Raw genomic sequence first — 20,345 nt, forward strand, 5'->3', positions numbered from 1 at the left:
CTCAGGCCGCCAGCGCCCGCTGCGCGTCGCGAAAAGCGTTGTGCAGCAGCCGCCACATATGATGCGCCGCCGGAGAAAAGCGGCGGTCGGAGTTGCGTAGCAGGTGGCACTGGGCGCTGCTGGCGATAGGATGGTCAATGGGGACCGCGGTCAGAATACCGTGGGCGATCGCTTCCCGGGCGGCGTATGCGGTCATAAAAGAGATCCCCAATCCCGCCTGGCTCAGGCTCATGGCGGTGGAAAAGAGGTTACAGCGATAGGCCGGATGAAACTGCCGTCCGGCGGTTTTAAACATGGCGTTCATATGGCGCTGCAGGCCAAAGCTGTCGGTGAGCGCGATCAGGCGATATTGCGTGAGCTCATCGATGGTGACGGCGCGCTGGGCTGCGATGGGATGCGCAGGAGAGACCACCGCGCAGATAGGGCCCCACTGAAAGCTGTGGCGTTTAAGCTCCGGGTTGCCGATGGGGCCGAAGGCGACCGCCATATCCGCTTCGCCGCTGGCGATATCGTTGAGCATCTCCTGCATGCTGCCGACACTAATATCCACGAACACGTTAGGCCAGGACTGCGAAAAGGTGCTCATCACCGATTCAATAAAGGTGGTGACCAGCCCGCCGCCAATCCTCACTGAAATTGTCCCGCCGCGCATGTGGCGTAAATCCTTCAGATGGCTTTCCAGCTTTTCCCGGCGTTGACGGCTTTCGAAGTAGTCCTCCGCCAGCAGACGTCCGGCTTCGGTAAGCACCACGTTTCGCCCCTGGCGTTCCAGCAGCGGCAGCTCCAGCGCCCGTTCCAGCTGCGCTATCTGGCGGCTGATGACTGACGGGTTGATACCCAGCATATCGGCGGCCCGGCGAATGCCTCCCTGAATCCCGACTTCATACAGATAGCTCATTGGCCTCTCATGCAACATCGTTTCTCGCTCCTTTGTTGACCTGCGGTCAACAATAACACCCTTTCACAGGTATTTATCATCCCGGCGAGTTATAGATAATCGTAATTCGGACAAAAACTGGCAGGGAGGAAAATTCTCATCGCTTATTCCCGGATTGCTATTAAGGTGGCAATGCTCGGGAAGTTGAAGAATAAGAAATGGTGATGATGCTGATTAAGAGAATATGGAAAAGCTTATCAGTGAAAATAACAAATTCGAATAACAATAAATTGACAAAATTTCAAATTGCAAACAATCGCACTAACATTTCATTATGTGAGAGGATAGGGTATGAGTGAAAATAAAACGTTGGAATGTTCCTCCGACGAAACGAAAAATGAGTGGAAAGTCGGGCCCGGAGCCTGGATTTCACTGATCATCGTATTGTTAGTTTTCTCCGGGTTACTGTTTAAGGTTGAAGGCATGGCCTGGCTGGGGGCGTTTGACTTTACCACCCTCGGCGGCGCGTTCGGCACCATGAAAACGCCGGAAACCAACACCTTTATCGGCAGCGGCGGCATCAGCGCCAAGGCCGGTTTCCTGTTTGCCCTGTCGCTGGTGCCGACGGTGATGCTGGCGCTGGGGCTGCTGGAGATATTTACCCACTACGGGGCGATCCGCGCGGCGCATAAGCTGCTGACCCCGCTGCTTCGCCCGCTGCTCGGGATCCCGGGCTATACCGGCCTGGCGCTGATTACCGATTTACAGAGTACCGATGCCGGCGCGGCGCTGACCAAAGAGCTGTATGACAGCGACAAAATAAATCGTAAGGATCTGGTTATTATGGGCGCCTGGCAATATTCCGGGGCCGGTCTGATTAATAACTACTTCTCAATTGGCTCAGCGCTTTTCGCTTCGTTAACCATTCCTATCATTATTCCGCTGCTTTTAATGTTTGTGCTGAAATTTGTCGGCGCGGCAATCACGCGTCTGGTTCTGAATACCGCTTATAAAAGGGATTTTGAAAATGAATAATTCGGCAAAAGTCGGCAGTAACCCGTTCGATATTTTCGTTATCGGCGCGCGCAAAGGATTTAATATCGCCATCAACAATCTGATGCCGAATGTATTAATGGCCTATGTGATCGCTGAAATGCTCAATTTGCTCGGCGTGATGCAGATCATCGGCCACGTCTGCGCGCCGCTGATGGGCCTGTTCGGCCTGCCGGGGGAAGCCATTACCGTATTGCTGACCTCCTGGCTTTCCGCCTCTGCGGGAACCGGCGTGGCGGTGAGCCTGTTGAGCAAAGGTACCCTCAACGTGGCGGATATCACGATTCTGATCCCGGCGATTTTCCTCATGGGTTCGCAGCTGCAGTACATGGGGCGCCTGCTCGGCGTAGCGGATGTCCCGAAAAAATATTGGCCGCTGCTGATGGCGGTGAGCATTATCAATGCCGTCATCGCCATGCTGGTCATGCGCGTGATTGCATAATAGAAGGCAAGGAGTAAGACGTGTCGCGAACATTAGAGCATTTCAATTATCTGCATCAAATCCCGGAGCTGGGCTTTGAAGAGTACAAAACGTCGGCATACATCGGCGATGCATTAGAAGCCGCGGGGTTTCAGGTGCAGCGCAACGTCGGCGGCACCACCGGCATTGTTGCGCTGCTGGATAGCGGTAAGCCGGGGCCGGTCGTGGCGCTGCGGGCGGATATGGATGCGCTGGGCCATATCATCGATGGCCGCTTAGAGGCTCGCCATACCTGCGGTCATGACGGTCACTCTTCGGTGGTGTTGACCGCCGCGGAAGAGATCCTCACCGAAGGGCTGGTAAAGCGCGGGAAGCTGAAAATACTCTTTCAGCCCGCTGAAGAGCTGGGCACCGGGGCGATCGCGCTGACGGAAGCGGGCGTGCTGGACGACGTGGAGATGCTGTTCGGCTTCCATCTCAGGCCGCTGGAGGAGTGTCCGAAAGGCAAGGCGGTGCCGGCGATGTACTACTCCGCCTCGGCGACGGTGATGGTCGATTTCCACGGCAAAGCCGCACACGCCGCCCGGCCTCATCTGGGCGTTAACGCGCTGGACGCCGCGTCGCACGCGGTGCAGGCTGTAAACGGGATTCATCTGGCGCCTTCGCTGACCTGGAGCGCTAAAGCGACGCGCTTTCTGTGCGATGCGGGAGTGACCAACTCGGTGCCGGCGAAAGCGCACGTGTGCTGGGATCTGCGCAGCGCGGAAAATGAGGGCATGGCGACGTTGAAAGAGCGGGTGGTGCGAGCGATAGAGAGCAGCGCGGCGGCTTACGGCGCCACCGTCGATATCCAGATCGTCAAGGAGATGCCCGCCGCGATTATCGACGAACAGGCTACGGCTATCGTCAGCCAGGCGATTCGCGAAACGTTTGGCGAAGCCGGCTTAACGGCAGCGAAGAGTACGCCGGGCAGCGAGGACTTTTTCCACTACCTGCGCCTGCGTCCACAGGTGAAGGGCGGGTTCTGGGGGCTGGGCTGCGACCTGCTGCCGGGGCTGCATCATCCGGAGATGCGCTTCGACCGCGCCGCGCTGGCGGATGGCGTGCGGGTGTTTAAATCCTGCGTTCGCCAGCTGCTGGGGTGAGGGACTAAACCCGGATATTGTGCTCGCTTCACGCCGGGTTACGCCTGCTGCGGAAACTGAGCCAGCAGCTGATAATCATCCCCGGCGACGCGAAACAGGGTTGCCGTGTGGCCGGGGAGAATCCACTTCTGCTCTTCGCCCGGCTCACAGCTCAGATAAATGCACAGCCCGCAGCCGCCGCGCAGCTGGCGCGGAATGTCCTTCACCCGGAAGGTCGCTCCCGCCGCCTGCAGGGCTTTGCGCATCCGCACTACCCCCACCGTTGAGTGAAATAAAAACAGATATTCCGTCACCGGCGGCTCCTCTGACGTAAACCGATCAGCGCCGCGCCGATCGCCCCGGCAAACTGCGCGTCGGGATGCGTCTGCACCGCCATACCCACGTGCTCCTCCAGCCTCCGCGCGAAGGCGGCGCAGCGGCTGACGCCGCCGGTAAACAGCAGCGGGCCCTGCGCCGACAGGCGGCCGATAAAATTGGCGCTGCGTCGGGCCATGGCGTTGATCACGCCGGCGAGGATCGCCTCCGGCGGCACCCCGGCCGAACGCAGGCTGATGACCTCGGATTCGGCGAACACCGTGCACATACTGGTAATCGCATGGGGCTCAACGCCTTCGGTGATGCTGTCGAGCTGGTCGACGCTGGCCCCCAGCGTACGCGAGATCACCTCCAGAAAGCGCCCCGTGCCCGCCGCGCATTTATCATTCATCAGAAAATCGGTGAGATTACCCGCGTCGTCCAGCTGGATAACCTTGCTGTCCTGGCCGCCGATATCGATGACCGTCCGGGTCTGCGGGGCCAGCAGCCGCGCGCCGAGCCCGTGGCACGAGATCTCGGTGACTTGCTTATCGGCAAAATCCACCAGCTGGCGACCGTAGCCGGTTAAGGTTAAAAAGGGGCGTTCGCTTAAGCCAGCGCGGAGCGTTTCCCACGCCTCAACGATGGCGTCGGCGGGGCGAAACGGCGTCGGACAGAGAAAGCGGCGCTGAATCACGCCATCGGCGAGCAGGATGCCTTTGGTGGCGGTCGATCCGGAATCAATCCCTACGGTAACGGTCACGCGCGCTCCTAAAGCATCTCAATAAAGGCCGCCACGCGGGTGCTGAGCTGGCCGAGATCCGCCGTCGAATAGTCGGTCTCAATGGCGATATAGGGGATATCGTGCTGCTGGCGCACGTGGCGTTTTATCGCCAGCGACTCCACCGCGTAGGTATGGCAGGCCTGCAGAATGACGTCTACCACGCCGTCGGCCTGGTACTCTTCTACCATTTGACTGAGCAGGGACAGGCGCTGGTCATTTGGCGAAATACAGGAGCAGCCGATGGCGAGATATTTCTCGGTCAGGGCGTCGTAAACGTCACCCGTCTCCTCCACGCAGCGCTCGGTGGCTTTCGCGCCGGTGCAGTTTTCAAAACCGACCACCCAGCCGCCGTTGTCCTCAATGGCCTTCACCACTTTTTCCGCCGCGCCGCCGATCGGGCAGCCGGTGATCAGAATACGCGGCCGCGCCTCCAGCCGTTTGCCCTCTTGCCACTGCAGGCGCACCCGATCCGCCATGTCGTTGAGCTCATCGATCAGCGCCGCTTTATCGAAGCGGAAGGTCGCGCCGTAGACCACTTTTAAAATATCGCTGCCGCTGAGCGCGGGCGGGTTGAGCTGCCCGACGCGATAAAAGTTCGCCAGCGCCCGCCGTTCGCGGTTCTTGAGGATAATCGCCTCGCGCAGGGCGGCTTCGGTGATCGGCGTACCAAAGCGATCTTCCACCGCCTTCTGCAGGCGCAAAATTTCCGCTTTCCACAACGCTCGCGAGGCATCATCGCTGGCGCTGTTCGGCAGCTGCATCACGTGCACGGCTTTGAATTCGGCCATGTATTCGTACATTTTCTTTTTGCCGTCGCAGGTGGTTTCGCCCACCACGAGGTCGGAAAAGTAGAAGTAGGGGCATTTGTCAGTCTTGCCAAAACCGTAGCTGCTTTTTATCAGCGGACAGAGGTTGCGCGGCAGATCCTTTTCCGCCTCTTCAATCGTCTCGTCGGAGGTGGAGCACAGCGACACCACCACCGCGCCGGCGGCCAGTGGAATTTCCTGCGGCATAAAGGTGCAGTAGGTGCCAACCAGCGGTATGTTTTGCTCTTTAAGCTCCATGACCGTGAGGAAACCCTGCTGGCGGGCTGCGGAGAAGTGGTCAAAGATGGCGGGTAGATCGGTGATAAGCGACATGGTTTTCCTTCCCCGTACACGGGAGATGATGAAAGAGGCCGCATTATAACCCTGTTTATCGTGTGTGTTTATTGATCTCCCGCTAATAGACTTTTTTCAGATCCATCTCTTCCTGAATCCGATCGCTCAATGCAAGGTGGGTGGCGATGGCCGCATCAATCCCGGCGTTATAAAACATTGGACCCAGCTCTTTCGCGATAAAGTCGACAAAGAATTCCGCGTCAAATTGCTCCAGCTCCAGCTCAAAATTCTCTTCGCAGTATTTACACAGCTTCTCGCGCAGCAGATCGCGTTGCGGCGGGCTGAGATCGATATCGCTCATAGCGTTCCTTAATCAATATTGTTACGGTGAATCAGGGCAGCTGATTATATCCGATCGCGGGGAGTCAGTTGTGATATGGCGTGATGTTTTTGGCCACAACGAGGTAGGTTGATTAAATCGCTCAGGAGCTAATTGTGACTGAGATCACAGTATTCTCGATAAAATGAAGATAATCAGAGGGATTCTCATAACCTCATGAATTTAAATGAGATAATATGGTTTTTATGATGTGAATAACATTTAGTTGCGCTCGCCTTTTTTCAGCATGTCGGTATCTGGATGAATAATCTATAGACCTGTTTTCAGGTTATCTGGCTTACGGATTTTTTCTATAAGTACATTCTGACGGCGATTCATTTATCAGGGGTGAAGGATGAAACGCGTAAAACTGGATATGAATGTTTTTGACGCTGCTCTGATGCGCCTGGATTGGGTATTTGATACTTTCGAGCAGGTCTGTTTATCTTTTTCCGGCGGTAAAGACTCGACGGTATTATTTCATCTGGCGGCGGCCGTTGCGCGTAAAAAAGGGAAAAAGTTTGCGGTATTGTTCGTGGACTGGGAAGCGCAGTATTTATTAACTATCCAGCACGTGCAAAATATGAAAGAGCGCTATCAGGACGTGGTAAGCCGCTTCTACTGGGTGGCGCTGCCGATGACCACGGTGAGCGGCGTATCGCAGCACGAGCCGGAATGGGTCGCCTGGCGGGCCGGGGTTGAATGGGTAAGGCAACCGCCGGATGATGCCATCACCGATGCCGGTTTTTTCCCTTTTTATCAGCCTGAAATGACGTTTGAAGCCTTTGTTCCGGCTTTTTCGCACTGGCTGGCCGCCGGGAGAAGCCTCGCTTCGCTGATCGGTATCCGCACCGACGAGTCGCTGCATCGCTACATGGCGCTTACCTCGCCGACCAAACTGCGCTTTGAGGACGATAAGCCATGGACCACCGCCTCGCCGGAAGGGTTTAGCTACACCTGCTATCCCCTCTATGACTGGCGGACCCGCGACATCTGGATCTTTAATCACAAGTCGCGGCTCCCCTACAACCCGCTCTATGACCTGATGCATCGCGCCGGCGTGCCGCTGAAAAATATGCGCGTCTGCGAGCCTTTCGGCCCCGAGCAGCGGCGCGGGCTGTGGCTTTATCACATACTTGAGCCGGAGACCTGGGAGCGGATGTGCCGTCGGGTATGCGGCGCGCACAGCGGCGCGATTTACGCCAACGCCAGCGGCGACTACTTTGCGCTGAAGACCAAAATCCGCAAACCGGCGCATTTTAGCTGGCGCGAATATGCGCTCTTTCTGCTCGATAGCATGCCGGAGAAAACCGCCGAGCATTACCGCAATAAAATCGCTATTTATCTGCACTGGTACCAGACCCGCGGTTTCCCTGACGATATCCCCGATGAGCAGGAAAAAGATCTCGGCTATCGCGATATTCCCTCATGGCGCCGTATCTGCAAGACGCTACTAAAAAACGATTTCTGGTGCCGGATGCTGTCGTTCAGCCCGACGCAGCCTAAGCACTATGAGCGTTACTGTCGGCTGGTGAGTAACAAACGTAAAGAGTGGAGGACGCTTTGATGTCACCGGATGTGGCTAAGACAGTGATTGAGTATCTCGAGTCGTTTGACGATGTTGACTTGAAAATCAAAGCGATTAACGAGCTGAAGAGCCTGATCCACCAGCACAGCCCCTTCTGCCGCGAGCCGGTGGACTGCGTGCTGTGGGTCGAAGCCAACACGGTTGAGGCGAATGACTACAACCCTAACGTGATGGCGACGGTGGAAAAAAAACTTCTGGAGCGTTCTATCGAACTGGATGGTTTTACCCAACCGGTAGTGGTAGCCCGCCAGCAGCGACGGCACCTGGTCGTGGACGGCTTTCACCGCCATCTGATTGGTAAGAGTCGCCCGGAGCTGAGCCGCCGTCTGCATGGTTATCTTCCGGTGACGCTCATCAATGCCGAACGCGAAGGGCAGAAAGAGCGTATCGCCGCTACCATTCGCCATAATCGCGCCAGGGGCAAACACCAGATCGCGGCGATGTCCGACATCGTCCGCGATTTACATCGCCAGGGCTGGGACGATCGGCGCATCGGCGAAGAGCTCGGTATGGATGCGGATGAGGTGCTGCGCCTGAAACAGATCAGCGGCCTGACGGAGCTGTTCGCCGACGAGAGCTTTAGCGAAGCCTGGACCGTGGAGTAGTCAATGTGCGCTACTCCTGCGCCAGCATGGCTTCCGGTCGCTGGCGTATCCGGCTTAATAAGCCTGCCAGACAGCACGCGGCCGCGATCCCCGCCGCCACCCCCAGCAGATGAAAAGGTAGCCTGCCGCCGTTAAACCACAGCCAGCGCGCCGCTTCGATGGAGAGCGCGCTGACGCTGAGGATCACGATATTCAGCGACGCGGAAACGGTGCCCTTTGGCAGATCGTTAGAAAACAGAGTAAAGCGGAATAGCGTCGGGAAAATCAGCCCGATGCCGAAAGCATAGAAGCAGGTGCCGAGTACCGACCATAGCCAGACGTTCGGCCACAGCAGATTGCCGAGGATCAGGATCGCCAGCCCGATCATCTGGATAGGGACCGCGCGCCAGATAAAGCGCGAGCGGGTGGGATCTTTTACCCAGCGCGCCACCGACAGGTTGGCGATAATCACCGCGCTGAAGACCGGCGCCTGGGTCCAGGCGAACTCGGCGGTGGTTAAGCCGCCGTCGTCAATCAGGATAACCGGCGAGACCGCAACCCAGCTCATCAGTGGAATATAGCTGAGCGAGAGCGTGGCGGCGCCAAACAGAAAAATGCGGTTGCGGAAAACATCGCGGAAATCGCGCAGCACCCCCCTGGCGCTGAAGGGGACGTCGCCGCGCCGGACGGTCTCCGGCATATTCAGCAGCAGCCCCAGCCAGGCGATAAACCCCATGACGGCAATAATGCCGAACAGCACTTTCCAGTGCACGAAGTGCATCAGCGCCGCGCCGGAGAGCGGGCCAACTATCGGCGCAATCAGCACGATCGAGGTAATAATCGCCATCAGCTTAATGGCTTTTGTCTGGCCGAACGCCTCCTGCACGGTGACGTAGCCGACGGTGGCGATAAAACAGATACTGGTGCCCTGAACAAAGCGCGCGGCAAGGAACTGCTCCATTGAGGTGGTGAACAGGGTCGCGAAGCAGGCCAGGGTAAAGATCAGCGCGCCGGTGAGCAGTACCGGACGGCGGCCGATACGATCGGAGAGCGGCCCGAGCAGCCACTGTAGCGCCATGCCGCCGGCCATATACAGGCTGACCGACGCGGGCGCCAGCGCCACGTCGGCGTCAAAGTCGCGCACCACGTGGATAATACCCGGCTGGATAAGATCGGTGGTCAGATAGGCGGCAAAGTCATAGAGGATCAGCGCTGCCGGGAAGAACAGGGTGGCGGAATGGCGGGCAAAAAAGCGGGTCATCCATTGCAACATCGGTGGGCTCCTTGTTGAGTCTCTACGCCATAAATAGCCGTTTATGCGCGCACTATTTCAGCACTTCACACTGCAATAAATTTAGGGTCAACCTAAATATCCATATGTTTTTAGCGGTTAATATATATTCGTGTAATAAATACATTAAAAACAAATAGTTGAATTAAATATGTAAATGCAGCAGCGCCGGAATTTGTGAAAACAGCCACAGCAGCAGGCCGATAGTGCCGCCGACCAGCGTGCCGTTGATGCGGATAAACTGCAGGTCCTTACCAATGTTCAGCTCGATTTGTCGCGACATATCGCGGGAGTCCCAGCTTTTGACCGTATCGCTGATATGGCGCGTCAGGAAGGCGGCAAACTCCGGGGCCACCCGGTGCGCCGCCTGCTCAAGGTGTTCGTTCAGCGATTCGCGCAGCGCCTCATCGTGGAGCAGCGTTTCGCCAAACCACTGACCGGCTTCGGCAATGCGCTGCTTGATGCGTGAATCGTCGCTATTAACGTCGTTTTTAACCCAGCCGCGCAGGTCGGCCCACACTTCGCCCAGATAGCGGTTAAAGGTCTCATCGTTTTTCAGATACGCTTTGATATTGTCCGCTTTTTCCGCCATCAGCGGATCGGACTTCAGGTTGTCGATCAGCTTCAGCGCCGCGCGATCGAAGGCCTGGCGGATCTGATGGGCGCGATCCTGACTCACTTCGTCGAGCAGCGTGTTAACCGCGTCGGTAACCATTTCAGCGCTGTGCTCGCCGAGCCATTCGGTAGGCAGCAGTTTGGCCTTTAGCGGATGCTCGGTCTCCAGCCAGTGCACGATACCGCGGGCAATAAACGCCCGCGAGCTGTCGCGCTGGAGCAGGGCGATCAGCTGGCTAATCAGCGAATCGAGCAGCTTCTGGTGGCGGTTATCGCGCGTCAGACCCTCCAGCATCATGGCGCTGGTTTGGGTTAAATCGACCTTATCAATTGCTTTATGCACCGCCCGGCGCAGCAGGCGCTGAATGCGCGCATCGTCGGTGAGCTCGAGAAACCCGCTCATCACTTGCAGCAGATGCTGGCCGACCCGCCGCGCGTTTTCCGGCTGGCTGAACCAGTTACCGAGCATCAGCGCCGGTTCGTAGCGGCGGATCAGCGCCACCAGCGACGGTGTATCAAGAAATTTTTCCTGCACGAAATAGCCGAGATTATCGGCTATCCGGTCCTTATTGCGCGGGATAATCGCCGTATGCTGCGCAACGAACGGCAGCGGAATGCGGCGAAACAGCGCCACTACCGCGAACCAGTCCGCCAGCGCACCGACCATCGCCGCTTCGGAAATAGCCTTTAGCGCACCGACCCATGGCGTCGGCGGCAGCACGAGGGTAGTGATAAAAATAGCGGCTGCAATCAGCAGCAGCGAGAGCGCCAGCAGCTTGGCGCGTTTCAGTTCAGCGAGTTTTTCCATAGTCTTAAGCATATAGCCTGACGGCTAATGCGTAAAATCTTCGCCATTTGACGCCCTGGTCATTCGGATTCCTCTTTTTCCGACGAGAGAGACGAGGAGGGTTAATTTAATTTACGTAGCTTAAATTCTATTTTTAAATAATTAAAGTTAAATACATTCATAATATATATTTTACATGAGTTCTTTCTTAAATTAATTATTAATAAGTGATCTTAATCACATTATACTCAAGGTTAAATAAGGCATTGTTTATTTCAGGGAGAACGTTAATCAATTTCTCTTGCTACTGGTCTTTTATAAAAGGAGTTGATCATGATTGGTATATTTAAATATACAGCAAAAAAAGACATGGTATTAGCGATCAGCAAACCGGGGCTAAGGCTGTTATCTTACCAGCGTCCTCACCGTTAAATAAAATTCTGTGGTCGGTTGATGACAGGACCGGCGAGATCGTCCTGGCCGCCAGTGAGGAGCTGCTGCTGGGTATCCGCGAGGATCGTATGGGTTCAGGCGCAGCGATTGAGCTCCAGGTTCGCGGGAATAAAGCGACGCAGCGGTGGGATTTAGTCAGCTCACGTCGCTTTATTAAAAGCAAACAAAATCCGACCTTTGTTATGGACAGCTACAACCGCGGCACAAACCCGGGGAATCCGATTATTCTTTTCGAATTTAACGGCTCGGAAGCGCAGCAGTGGGTATTTGTGCCGATGGATATGTTGACGGCAAATAGCCCGGAATAAATATTGTTTAAAAGAGAGAGAGAATAGAGCCTCGTTTATTCTTGTACAGAGAATGATGAGGCTTTGTCCTTATCGGGTCGTCGACAATACTAATTAAAAATAAACTGCCACACAATCCAGCCGCCAAAAACCATCAGTATGGCGCCGGCCGTGCGCTCGACTCGCCAGACGACGGCGGAAAGGCGGCGCTGCACCGAGGGTAGCGCAATCAGCGTGACCAGCAACAGATCCCACAGCAGCACCACGCTGGTCATCCATGCCCCGCTGACGGCCTGCTGCACCAGCGTGACGTTCGGTCCCAATAGGGAGGTCATCAGCGCGAGGTAGAAGAGCGCGTTTTTCGGATTCAGCAGCGAAGAACCCAGCCCGAGAAAAAGCTGTCTCACCAGCGACGGGCGCGAAGCCGAGGCGCCGTGCAGCGCCAGCGTGGCCGGGCGGCTTCTGAGCAGCAGGCTGCCAATCCACAGCAAATACGCCGCGCCCAGCAGCTCAATCACCGTAAACAGCAGCGGCGCCTGGCGCAGGATCCCCCAGCCGATAATCGCCAGAATAATATATAAACCGTTTCCGGCGGCAATACCGAGACACAGGCCGACGCTGCCGCGCAGGCGATAGCGGATGGCGTAGCCCACCAGCAGAAAAAAATCCGGCCCGGGGCTCAGCAGGGCGACAAAATGGGAGAGCGCCAGCGCGGGGAAGGCGGAGGGAAAGAGCGTAGCGAGTATGTCCATAGCAACCTCAGTAATAACCTGAGGTCACCCTACGCCAGCGCGAACGCTAATTATTGTCTGTTATTGATCGGCGCTGCGCATACTGGCGCGGCGTGGCGGCGGTATAGCTGACAAAGGTTTTATGAAAGTGGCTCTGGTCGGCAAACCCGGCCTGGTAGCCCACATCGGCGATAGTATCCCCGGCGCGCAGGCGCGATTTGGCGAACTCAATCCGCGCGATATTGATAAAACTGGCGGGCGTCAGGCCGGTATCGTGCTTGAAGGCGCGGATCAGCGTCTCTTTACGCAGCGCAAACTCCTCGGCGAGGCTATCCAGCGTCGGCGGCGCCTGCAGATTGGTTGCCAGACGACTGAACAAACGCGCGCTGGTTTGGCTTAGCGCCGCAGGCGCGAGCGGGCGCAGCGGCAGGCCGCGCAGCAATCGGGCGACGCTTTCGGGTAACGCGGCGGTGTTCTGCTGGCTCATCAATTCCACGATCTGCAAATACCGGGCAAACAGTTCGGCATCGCGTATCACCGGCTGGGAGGCTATCAATCGCTCATGATGCCCATCGCCTGCCAGCTGTCGCCAGCACCAGCTTAGCTCGAGATAGAGCATATGGTAGCTGCGCGGCTGGCCGTCGCGCGGATTACAGCTGTGGGGCGCCTGGGCGGGAATAATAATCAGATCGCCCGGCCGCAGCAGATACTCCTGACCATTGCAGAGACAGCGCGTTTCCCCCTCGATAATCGCCCCAATGGAGAGCTGCGGATGGCGATGACGTTTATAGGCCTGGCGGCTGTTCCAGGTACTGCGCAGCTCCAGCCAGGGCAGCTGTTCGTCGCGCCAAAAGGTTTGCTGAATATTGCGCGTATGGCTCACGGTGGGCTCCTTAGCTGAGAGGGATAGTTGTTTATAACATGCCTTCAGCCTGCGGAAGAACCGCGAGTCGCCTTCCACAAAAATGTCTCGCTTGCAAACGAGGAATGAAATTGTCCAGCATCGCCGAGTAGCCTTACTTGAACTGCTGCAAAAACATATTCGTCAGCGCGATCTGCTGGGCATTGTGGAACATCTGACGGCCATTTTGCTTAGCGGATACGCTAAGGACAGGCAGCTAAAAACGCTGTTTAATTATCTGATTCACTCGGGCAAAGCGCTTCGGTTGGGGAAATTTATCCGCGAAGTGGCCCGGCGGGTACCGCATCACAAGGGGAAGCTAATGACTATCGCCGAAAGATGACGTGAAGTGGGGCGCAGGCAGGGGAAGCGGGAAGGTCGACCTGAGGGCGTTGAGGAGGGGCAGCGCGCCGAAGCGCTGCGTATTGCTCAAACGATGCTCGCCGAAGGGATGGCGCTGGAAACGGTGCTGAGAATTACCGGTTTGTCGGAGGCAGATATCCGGGCTGCTATTCACTAAGCTATTGATATGCTTGAGTTATTTATGAGGGGTTTATGCTGATAGCGTTCCCCGTTCCATTTCGGGAAAATTCCGTATCTCTCTGAGTTTGGCCGCATCCTCAGCTATCTCGACTACCCTTAATAACCGGTGCGGTATTTATGACTGCGTTAACAGCGATAACAAGGAGACATGCGATATGGCTTATCAGACGGTGAATCCTGCAAACAATCAGCTCATCAAAGCGTACCCGTCACACAGCGATGCGGACGTAGAAGCGGCGCTGCAGAAGGCGGATGCGCTCTCTCATTCGCAGTGGGCTAAAGGAAATATTGACCAGCGGCTACCGATCCTGCACAAGCTGGCTGACCTGATCGACAGCCGGGTTGACGAACTGGCCGAAATCGCCAGCCAGGAGATGGGCAAGCTTATTGCGCAGAGCCGCGGTGAAGTGAAACTGTGCGCGCAAATTGCCCGCTACTACGCCGACAACGCCAAACAGTTTTTGGCGCCGGTAAAGTATCCGTCCGAGCTGGGTGAAGCCTGGGTCGAACACCATCCCATCGGCGTGCTGATGGCGGTAGAACCGTGGAACTTCCCTTATTACCAGCTTATGCGTGTGCTGGCGCCGAACCTGGCGGCGGGGAACCCGGTTATCGCCAAGCATGCCAGCATCGTCCCGCATTGTGCGGAAACCTTCGCCCACCTGGTACGCGAAGCCGGCGCGCCGGAAGGCGCGTGGACTAACCTGTTTATTTCTCAGGATCAGGTGGCGAAGATTATCGCCGACGATCGCGTACAGGGCGCAGCCCTGACCGGCTCGGAAAAAGCCGGTAGCGTGGTGGCGGCGCAGGCGGCTAAACACATTAAGAAAGCGACGCTTGAACTGGGCGGTAACGATGTCTTTGTGGTCCTGGACGATGCCGATCTGGCGAAGGCGGTGAAGATCGGTGTACAGGCGCGGCTCAACAACGCGGGCCAGGTGTGCACCGCGGCGAAGCGCTTTATCCTGCATGAAAAAATTGCCGACGCGTTCCTGAGCCAGTTTACCGAGGCCTTCCGTCAGGTGAAAATCGGCGATCCGCTGGATGAGAGTACGACGCTGGGTCCGCTCTCCTCAAAAGATGCGCTGGAAACGCTGACCAGGCAGGTGAATGACGCGCTGAAAAACGGCGCGAAGCTGCACCTGGGCGGCAAACCCGCGCAGCGGGAGGGCAGCTTTTTCGAGCCGACCATTTTGACCGGCATTACCCGCGATAACCCGGCCTACTTCGAAGAGTTCTTCGGTCCGGTCGCGCAAATCTACGTGGTGAAAGATGACGATGAGGCGGTGAAGCTGGCCAACGATTCGCACTATGGCCTTGGCGGAGCCGTATTCAGCCAGGATATCGAAAGGGCGAAACGTATGGCCTCGCGAATTGAAACCGGGATGGTCTATATCAACTGGCTAACCGATACCGCGCCGGAGCTGCCGTTTGGCGGCGTTAAGCGCTCCGGGTTTGGCCGCGAGCTTTCCGATCTTGGCATTAAAGAGTTTGTGAATCAGAAACTGGTCGTCGTGCATAAATAACGGCGTGAAGACAAAAACCTGCCATCCGGCAGGTTTTTTTGGCGATCACTGAACTTCAATCTTATCCCAGCCGCTTTTAAACATGCAGCTGTCTACAAGCGTATCTCTGCGCCCCGCATTGGCGTCCTCCACCGTATAGCTGGTGGAAATATCCTTTTTCTTGTTCTCTTTGTCCGTTTTTTCCGAGCTTGAACCGGTGACGACGTTATCCGGGGGGAGATCGATCAGCGCCTGCGCTTCGCACTCGGTGAGCTTTTTATTCATCTCCGTATCGCTGACGCCCGGTTTCACCCATTTGTACTGGACGCAGCCTGACAGCAGCACGGCGAGGCTCAGCGCGCAAAGCGCGGCGAAGCGGCCGTTCATCAGAAGGTAACCCCACCGCCGACATAAGCGCCGTCAATCAGCGTGTGGCCCGGGCGGCCATCTTTGCCGTCGACGCTGACGTGGCGATAGCCCACTTTCAGCGTGACCGGGGTGATGGGCGTCCAGCTTACGCCGCCGTTGGCTTCAACGTAGTTTTTGACGCTGTTGTTCAGGCCCTCTGGCGCGGCATAGCCCTCACCATAGAGATGGATGCTGTCGGTCAGGGCCACGTTGACGCCGCCACCGATAGGGAAGGCCACGCCGTTATCGCCTTTTTTGGGACCCAGGTAGATAGCTTTCGCGCCGGCATTGAGCATCACCGGGCCGAGTTCCAGGTTATAACCCGCGCCGACGCCGCCTGTCTGGGTACCGTCATCGGTATTTTTGAGCCAGTTGCTTTCCACATACAGGCCAGAGGAGGATTTCCCCATTTCCAGATTCAGGTTGGTGAAGTTCTTGCCCTGCTCAACGGTACCGCCCATCGCCAGTGCGGATCCCGAGACGGCGGTCAAGGCCGTGAGGAGAAGGATATTCAGCTTTTTCATGGTTTGTGCCTCATCATTACATTACGCGGAGGGCACCTTAACAATCGATTTTTATGACTGCAAATCAGCTAGCGATGGCTGTTTTATGCTAATTTTGTTATTAGATATATTTATTTGTGTTGTTTGTTAGTTGTTTTTACGGCGCTGTCAATGGGTAATCTTTGGCCGTTGAGCGTGAGTTGAATCTTTTGGCTAAATATTCGCTGAACAGGCGAGAAAAAGCGGTTATAAACGCAATAATTGCCTTTCTAATTATTTCCAAAAAGGTTTCTGTTGTTACATATAAAAGTAAATTTTTACATTTTCATGCGCGTATTCCCCCTCCTGAAGAGGGGGATGAGCTGCGTGGCTACCTGCGCAGGCTTTCAAAGGCGGTGCGAATCTCATCTTCCGGAAGCTGTATCCCAATAAACACCAGGGTACTGTGCGGCCGTTCATCGCCCCACGGCCGATCCCAGTCGGCGCTGTATAGCCGCTGAACCCCCTGGAACAGCAGGCGGTTGGGCTCGCCGTCGATCCACAGCATCCCTTTATAGCGCATCAGCTGTTCTGCGAAGGTGAGCAGCAGGTTTTCCATCACCCGCGACACCTCGCTGATATCCACCGGATAATCCAGCTCCACCACGATAGACGACACGTCGTTCTGCTTATCGGCCATAAAGTGGAAGCGCGGTTTGCTGCTAACCACGTTCTCCTCCAGCATAAAGCCGCTGGTGTTAAACAGCAGGTTCAGATCGATATCGCCGTGGGTAACGTTGTAAATCGGCGCGCGGGTGTTAATACGCGTCAGCCGTTCGCGGAGCTTGTCGCTGTCGCCCGCCACGTCAGTTTTGGTGAGCAGAATGCGATCGGCGTAGCCCACCTGCGACTGGGCGATGGTGAACTGATTCATCTGCTGGTCGGCGTGCACCGCGTCAACCAGCGCAATCACGCCATCCAGCAGATAGCGTTCACACAGCACATCGTGAGAGAAAAAGGTCTGGATGATCGGGCCGGGGTCGGCCATGCCGGTGCATTCGATCACCAGCCGGTCAAAAGCGATGTCTCCGCGATCGCGGCTGTCGAGCAGATCGAGCAGGGCGTCTTCCAGCTCGTTGGAGCGGGTACAGCAGATACAGCCGTTGGTCAGGGTTTTAATCTGCGTGGCGCGATCGCCGATAAGCTGGTTATCGATGGCGACTTCGCCAAATTCATTTTCGATAACGGCAATTTTAAAGCCGTGCCGTTCGTTCAGAATATGACGCAGCAGGGTGGTTTTACCCGCGCCAAGAAAACCGGTCAGCAGGGTGACTGCAATCGGTGCCATGTTTACCTCCATTAACAGCAGCGCACGCCGCCTTTGCCATCGCCGCCGTAGCGAGCCTGCTGGCGTTCGCGAAAGAATTCATCATAGGTCATGTACGGCTTGTCCGGATGGTTGGTCTGCATATGCTCGACGTAGTTGTCGTAATCCGGAATGCCGATCAGCATTTTTGCCGCCTGACCGAGGTATTTTTTTGCCTGACCTAAGTTACCAAACATTGTGAGTCCCAGAGAACGAATAAAGCCGGATGGCGGCTAGCGCCTCATCCGGCCTACAAACATTCGCTTGTGTAGACCGGATAAGCGTAGCGCCATCCGGCATTAAGGTTTAGTGATGCGAAGAGGTCTTCACGCCGCCTTCCGGTACCGGCACGTACGGCGTCTCTTTGTCAGTACGCACTTTATTGTTGCGCACGTTGAGCCAGGTTTTGATGCCGTAGAAGATGATGCTGTAGACCACCACCAGGAACAGAATGCTCAGACCCGCGTTGGTGTAGTTGTTCACCACGATATGGTTCATGTTGGCAATCTGCTGCGCGGTCAGTTCGCCGCCGGCGGCGATCTTCTCTTTATACTGCTGCGCCATGAAGAAGAAACCTTCCATCTGCGGGTTGGTGCTGAACAGTTTCAGGCCCAGCGCCCAGGTGGTGCACAGCAGCAGCCACGCGGCCGGGATCACGGTGACCCAGATGTATTTGGTGCGCTGCATTTTGACCAGCACCACGGTGCCGAGCACCAGCGCCACGGCGGCCAGCATCTGGTTAGAGATACCGAACAGCGGCCACAGGCTCTTCACGCCGCCCAGCGGGTCGACCACGCCCTGATACAGCAGGTAGCCCCATAGGCCGACGCAGCCCGCGGTGCCGATAATACCCGCCACCAGCGAGTCGGTTTTCTTGAGGAACGGTACGAAGTTGCCCAGCAGATCCTGCAGCATAAAGCGGCCTGCGCGGGTACCGGCATCCAGCGCGGTGAGGATAAATAGCGCTTCAAACAGAATACCGAAGTGGTACCAGAAGCCCATATCCGCCATCGGGATGATTTTGTGGAACACGTGAGCGATACCCACAGCCAGCGTCGGCGCACCGCCCGCGCGGTTGAGTACCGACGGTTCGCCGATATCTTTCGCGGTTTGCAGGATTTGCTCAGGTGAAATCACAAAGCCCCAGGAGCTGACGGTCGCCGCCGCGTGCGCGGTGACATCCCTTAGCTGCGCGGCAATCAGCGCGGCGTTTTCACCGCCCATTTCGTGCAGGTTCGGCATGGTGATGCCGAGGCCCGCCGGCGGGGTGTTCATCGCGAAGTAGAGGCCCGGTTCGATGATTGAGGCCGCTACCAGCGCCATCACCGCCACGAAGGACTCCATCAGCATCGCGCCGTAGCCGATAAAGCGGGCGTCGGTTTCGTTAGCCAGCAGCTTCGGCGTGGTGCCGGAAGCGATCAGGGCGTGGAAGCCGGAGACCGCGCCGCAGGCGATGGTGATAAACAGGAACGGGAACAGGGCGCCTTTCCACAGCGGGCCGGTACCGTCAATGTACTGGGTCACCGCCGGCATTTTCAGGTCCGGGTTGAGGATAACGATCCCCAGCGCCAGGCCGACGATAACGCCGATTTTCAGGAAGGTCGCCAGGTAGTCACGCGGCGCCAGAATCAGCCACACCGGCAGCAGCGCGGAGATAAACGCGTAGCCGATCAGGGTAAAGGTAATAGTGGTGTCTTTAAAGGTCAGCGCCGGGCCCCAGTACGGGTCGTGGGCAATGATGCCGCCGAAGTAAATGGACGCCACCAGCAGGACGATACCAATCACCGACACTTCGCCTACGCGGCCTGGGCGCAGGAAGCGCATATAGATCCCCATAAACAGGGCAATCGGCACGGTCGAGCAGACGGTAAACACGCCCCACGGGCTTTCCGCCAGCGCTTTCACCACGATCAACGCCAGCACCGCGAGGATGATGATCATTATCAGGAAGCAGCCGAACAGGGCGATGGATCCCGGTACCGGCCCCATCTCCTGCTTGATCATTTCCCCCAGCGAGGCGCCGTTACGGCGCGAGGAGATAAACAGCACCATAAAGTCCTGCACCGCCCCGGCCAGCACCACGCCCGCCAGTAGCCACAGGGTACCCGGCAGGTAGCCCATCTGCGCGGCGAGCACCGGGCCCACCAGCGGACCGGCGCCGGCGATAGCGGCAAAGTGGTGGCCAAACAGCACGTAGCGGTTGGTCGGAACGTAGTTCAGGCCATCGTTGTTAATCACCGCAGGCGTGGAGCGCGTAGGGTCGAGCTTCATTACCTTTTGCGCGATATACAGGCTGTAATAACGGTAGGCGACGAGGTAGACGGAAACCGACGCCACCACGATCCACAGCGCACTGACGTGCTCACCGCGGCGCAGAGCGACGACCGAGAGGCAAAATGCCCCGATGATTCCAAGAATCACCCAGGGTATGTGCTTGAATAACTTTTTAGTATCCATAGTAAAACCTGGCTTAATAAGATGAATAATGGGCCGAAGCCGTCTGGGTTTAGTTAGGGTTTGAGGAGGCATTGATAAGCTATGCTGGGGACCATCTTGCCAGAACGTCGCGCGCGTAAAGTTGGGTAAATCTGTGAGTGGTTATATGTAGGGTTAAGCGGTCACTTGCGGGGGTAAGCGGTTGGGCAGGAATCCCGGCGGGCTTAAATATGTGATTGAGATCACAGGGATATTCTCACTGTGACGAGCGGAGAAAACAGACAATCCCCTCTCCCGCGAGAGAGGGGAAGCAAA

The 20,345-nt window shown here is 56.6% G+C and carries 21 protein-coding genes and 1 pseudogene; 8 read left to right on the plus strand and 14 right to left on the minus strand.

Annotated elements, in window-relative coordinates:
• Position 1: 1 nt before the first annotated feature.
• A complete protein-coding gene (locus KOSB73_RS05945) occupies positions 2 to 916 on the minus strand; it encodes a LysR family transcriptional regulator (RefSeq protein WP_064411470.1) in 915 nt (304 codons plus the stop codon).
• Positions 917 to 1,228: 312 nt separating this feature from the next.
• Here KOSB73_RS05945 and KOSB73_RS05950 point away from each other — a divergent pair, with 312 nt between their 5' ends.
• The 3 genes from KOSB73_RS05950 to KOSB73_RS05960 are packed head-to-tail and all read left to right on the plus strand — an operon-like array spanning position 1,229 to position 3,496.
• Positions 1,229 to 1,912 carry a nucleoside recognition domain-containing protein gene (locus KOSB73_RS05950; protein ID WP_064342130.1) on the plus strand — a complete coding sequence of 228 codons (684 nt, stop codon included), beginning with the start codon at positions 1,229 to 1,231 and terminating at the stop codon, positions 1,910 to 1,912.
• Positions 1,905 to 2,372 carry a YjiG family protein gene (locus KOSB73_RS05955; RefSeq protein ID WP_004128539.1) on the plus strand — a complete coding sequence of 156 codons (468 nt, stop codon included), beginning with the start codon at positions 1,905 to 1,907 and terminating at the stop codon, positions 2,370 to 2,372. The genes KOSB73_RS05950 and KOSB73_RS05955 overlap by 8 nt, the downstream gene beginning before the upstream one ends.
• Positions 2,373 to 2,392: 20 nt before the next feature.
• Positions 2,393 to 3,496, plus strand: a complete 1,104-nt coding sequence (locus KOSB73_RS05960) for a M20 peptidase aminoacylase family protein (RefSeq protein WP_024360437.1) — start codon at positions 2,393 to 2,395, stop codon at positions 3,494 to 3,496.
• A gap of 38 nt (positions 3,497 to 3,534) precedes the next feature.
• On the opposite strand, the gene KOSB73_RS05965 is transcribed toward KOSB73_RS05960, so the two are convergent.
• From KOSB73_RS05965 to KOSB73_RS05980, 4 genes are all read right to left on the minus strand, one after another.
• Entirely contained in the window at positions 3,535 to 3,789 is a 255-nt protein-coding gene (locus KOSB73_RS05965) for a putative Se/S carrier protein (protein WP_049086901.1), read from the minus strand.
• Positions 3,786 to 4,553 (minus strand): putative 2-hydroxyacyl-CoA dehydratase activator YjiL, encoded by a 768-nt coding sequence (gene yjiL / locus KOSB73_RS05970; protein WP_004133200.1) that lies wholly within the window; start codon positions 4,551 to 4,553, stop codon positions 3,786 to 3,788. The genes KOSB73_RS05965 and yjiL overlap by 4 nt, the downstream gene beginning before the upstream one ends.
• Positions 4,554 to 4,561: 8 nt before the next feature.
• Positions 4,562 to 5,713 (minus strand): double-cubane-cluster-containing anaerobic reductase, encoded by a 1,152-nt coding sequence (locus tag KOSB73_RS05975; RefSeq protein ID WP_024360435.1) that lies wholly within the window; start codon positions 5,711 to 5,713, stop codon positions 4,562 to 4,564.
• Between the two features lie 82 nt (positions 5,714 to 5,795).
• On the minus strand, positions 5,796 to 6,035 hold the full coding sequence (locus KOSB73_RS05980) for a DUF2164 domain-containing protein (protein WP_004133196.1): 240 nt from the start codon (positions 6,033 to 6,035) through the stop codon (positions 5,796 to 5,798).
• Positions 6,036 to 6,408: 373 nt separating this feature from the next.
• On the opposite strand from KOSB73_RS05980, the gene KOSB73_RS05985 reads away from it, so the two are divergent.
• Together KOSB73_RS05985 and KOSB73_RS05990 are read left to right on the plus strand one after the other, a co-directional pair.
• Positions 6,409 to 7,620 carry a phosphoadenosine phosphosulfate reductase gene (locus KOSB73_RS05985; protein WP_004133194.1) on the plus strand — a complete coding sequence of 404 codons (1,212 nt, stop codon included), beginning with the start codon at positions 6,409 to 6,411 and terminating at the stop codon, positions 7,618 to 7,620.
• A complete protein-coding gene (locus KOSB73_RS05990) occupies positions 7,620 to 8,246 on the plus strand; it encodes an IbrB-like domain-containing protein (RefSeq protein ID WP_004133192.1) in 627 nt (208 codons plus the stop codon). The genes KOSB73_RS05985 and KOSB73_RS05990 overlap by 1 nt, the downstream gene beginning before the upstream one ends.
• Positions 8,247 to 8,256: 10 nt before the next feature.
• On the opposite strand, the gene mdtM is transcribed toward KOSB73_RS05990, so the two are convergent.
• Together mdtM and KOSB73_RS06000 are read right to left on the minus strand one after the other, a co-directional pair.
• Positions 8,257 to 9,498 (minus strand): multidrug efflux MFS transporter MdtM, encoded by a 1,242-nt coding sequence (mdtM, locus tag KOSB73_RS05995; protein ID WP_024360432.1) that lies wholly within the window; start codon positions 9,496 to 9,498, stop codon positions 8,257 to 8,259.
• Positions 9,499 to 9,661: 163 nt separating this feature from the next.
• Entirely contained in the window at positions 9,662 to 10,951 is a 1,290-nt protein-coding gene (locus KOSB73_RS06000) for a DUF445 domain-containing protein (protein WP_074168711.1), read from the minus strand.
• 488 nt (positions 10,952 to 11,439) lie between these two features.
• Here KOSB73_RS06000 and KOSB73_RS31080 point away from each other — a divergent pair, with 488 nt between their 5' ends.
• Complete coding sequence (locus KOSB73_RS31080) at positions 11,440 to 11,679, plus strand: RICIN domain-containing protein (RefSeq protein ID WP_241185264.1); 240 nt, start codon at positions 11,440 to 11,442, stop codon at positions 11,677 to 11,679.
• Between the two features lie 89 nt (positions 11,680 to 11,768).
• On the opposite strand, the gene KOSB73_RS06010 is transcribed toward KOSB73_RS31080, so the two are convergent.
• Both KOSB73_RS06010 and KOSB73_RS06015 read right to left on the minus strand, forming a co-directional pair.
• The gene (locus KOSB73_RS06010; protein ID WP_024360430.1) at positions 11,769 to 12,410 is read right to left on the minus strand and encodes a LysE family translocator; all 642 of its coding nucleotides are present in this window, start codon (positions 12,408 to 12,410) and stop codon (positions 11,769 to 11,771) included.
• A 46-nt stretch (positions 12,411 to 12,456) separates the two neighbouring features.
• A complete protein-coding gene (locus tag KOSB73_RS06015; RefSeq protein WP_064371498.1) occupies positions 12,457 to 13,272 on the minus strand; it encodes an AraC family transcriptional regulator in 816 nt (271 codons plus the stop codon).
• Positions 13,273 to 13,375: 103 nt separating this feature from the next.
• Between KOSB73_RS06015 and KOSB73_RS06020 the strand changes: the two are divergent.
• Positions 13,376 to 13,810: pseudogene (locus KOSB73_RS06020) on the plus strand (Rpn family recombination-promoting nuclease/putative transposase); the annotation flags it as partial.
• A 178-nt stretch (positions 13,811 to 13,988) separates the two neighbouring features.
• The gene (locus KOSB73_RS06025; protein WP_049085493.1) at positions 13,989 to 15,359 is read left to right on the plus strand and encodes an NAD-dependent succinate-semialdehyde dehydrogenase; all 1,371 of its coding nucleotides are present in this window, start codon (positions 13,989 to 13,991) and stop codon (positions 15,357 to 15,359) included.
• A 45-nt stretch (positions 15,360 to 15,404) separates the two neighbouring features.
• Here the strand turns inward: KOSB73_RS06025 and KOSB73_RS06030 are convergent, their stop codons facing one another.
• The 5 genes from KOSB73_RS06030 to btsT form a co-directional block, all read right to left on the minus strand.
• On the minus strand, positions 15,405 to 15,725 hold the full coding sequence (locus KOSB73_RS06030; RefSeq protein ID WP_004133183.1) for a hypothetical protein: 321 nt from the start codon (positions 15,723 to 15,725) through the stop codon (positions 15,405 to 15,407).
• Positions 15,725 to 16,270 (minus strand): YfaZ family outer membrane protein, encoded by a 546-nt coding sequence (locus KOSB73_RS06035; protein ID WP_004133182.1) that lies wholly within the window; start codon positions 16,268 to 16,270, stop codon positions 15,725 to 15,727. The genes KOSB73_RS06030 and KOSB73_RS06035 overlap by 1 nt, the downstream gene beginning before the upstream one ends.
• A 349-nt stretch (positions 16,271 to 16,619) precedes the next feature.
• Positions 16,620 to 17,576, minus strand: a complete 957-nt coding sequence (yjiA, locus tag KOSB73_RS06040; RefSeq protein ID WP_098140320.1) for a GTPase — start codon at positions 17,574 to 17,576, stop codon at positions 16,620 to 16,622.
• An 11-nt stretch (positions 17,577 to 17,587) separates the two neighbouring features.
• Positions 17,588 to 17,791 (minus strand): YbdD/YjiX family protein, encoded by a 204-nt coding sequence (locus KOSB73_RS06045; RefSeq protein ID WP_004098292.1) that lies wholly within the window; start codon positions 17,789 to 17,791, stop codon positions 17,588 to 17,590.
• 109 nt (positions 17,792 to 17,900) lie between these two features.
• Positions 17,901 to 20,051: a pyruvate/proton symporter BtsT gene (btsT, locus tag KOSB73_RS06050; RefSeq protein ID WP_024360427.1), complete on the minus strand. Its 2,151-nt coding sequence runs from the start codon at positions 20,049 to 20,051 to the stop codon at positions 17,901 to 17,903.
• Positions 20,052 to 20,345 lie beyond the last annotated feature (294 nt).

The organism is Klebsiella grimontii, assembly GCF_900200035.1.
Taxonomy (GTDB): domain Bacteria; phylum Pseudomonadota; class Gammaproteobacteria; order Enterobacterales; family Enterobacteriaceae; genus Klebsiella; species Klebsiella grimontii.